Annotated in this window: 1 protein-coding gene; it reads left to right on the forward strand. The window is 71.7% G+C overall.

The features are described from left to right. Nucleotides 1–773, forward strand: a 773-nt coding sequence (locus NBW84_RS23325) for a DDE-type integrase/transposase/recombinase (RefSeq protein ID WP_250287423.1), incomplete at both ends; no start/stop codon positions are given.

Raw genomic sequence — 773 nt, forward strand, 5'->3', positions numbered from 1 at the left:
GGCTGGTCCCCGACCGAGCGCACGCTGCAGCGTTTCTTCACCCGCACCGGCATCGGGACCCGCCAGCTCGCCGCGGCGGCCACCGGCCGGGAGGTGTTCTCCCCGTTCCAGGCAGCAGCACCTAATGATCTGTGGACGGGAGACGCCCTGCACGCAGTCAAGATCGCCGGGCGGAAGACCTACCTGTTCGCGTTCCTCGACGACTACTCCCGCGCGGTCGTCGGCTACCGGTTCGGCTACGCGGAGGACACCGTCCGGCTCGCCGCGGCGCTACGCCCCGCGCTCGCCGCCCGCGGCATCCCCTCCAAGATCTACGTCGACAACGGCTCGGCGTTCTCCGACGCCTGGCTGCTGCGCGCCTGCGCGAAGCTCGGGATCCGGCTGGCGCACTCCACCCCGCACCGGCCCGAAGGACGCGGCAAGATCGAACGTTTCTTCGCAACGGTGCGGGGCCAGTTCCTCGTCGAGATCGCCGACGAGGCCACCCCCACCGGGACCGCCAGCCCCGTGACCAGCCTGGACGACCTCAACGGCAAGTTCCAGGCCTGGGTCGAAGCGCAGTACCACCGCCAGGTCCACACCGAGACCGGCGCCGCGCCGCTGCACCGCTGGCAGACCGGCGGCCCGTTCCGCCACGCCACCCCTGACGAGCTCACCGAGGCGTTCCGCTGGTCCACCCACCGCACCGTGTCCCGCACCGGCCTGATCTCCCTGCACGCCAACCGCTACCAGGTCCCCGCCGGGCTTGCCGGCCAGCGCGTCGAGTGCGTCTT

It is taken from the genome of Protofrankia sp. CiP1_Cm_nod2 (assembly GCF_920664355.1).
Classification (GTDB): Bacteria; Actinomycetota; Actinomycetes; order Frankiales; family Frankiaceae; genus Protofrankia.